1 pseudogene is annotated in these 362 nt (G+C 37.0%); it reads left to right on the forward strand.

What is annotated here, in order from left to right:
* Positions 1–262: 262 nt before the first annotated feature.
* Positions 263–362 (forward strand): annotated as a pseudogene (locus tag DW917_RS18235) (site-specific integrase); the annotation flags it as partial.

The following is a 362-nucleotide window of genomic DNA, read 5'->3' on the forward strand; positions in this document are numbered from 1 at the left end:
TACTTACATCATTTTGTCCTGTGCCACATAGACAAGCTCTTGCACTATCGAACACGATGCGAAGTTCATTTCTCCTTATCTTGTCAAAGCATGGAATGCGCTTGTAGCCAATTTTATTTCTGATTAATTTTCTTTTTTATTTCATTCGCCTCTTTAAATAGGCTATTAGCAATGCTATCTTTAATTGCTGCCATCTGTATCATTTCGTTATGGTAGCGAATTGAGTCCTCGTAAGTATTTACATGAGTTCTCACTTTCTCAACAACTTCTTTATTTGGGCATACAGAAAAGTTCTTTTCGATGTATCGAACATTGTGCGACTACAAGACCGTAAGCGTACTGCTCGGTCATGCAAATATTAC

The organism is Prevotella sp. AM42-24 (genome assembly GCF_003461825.1).
GTDB lineage: Bacteria > Bacteroidota > Bacteroidia > Bacteroidales > Bacteroidaceae > Prevotella > Prevotella hominis.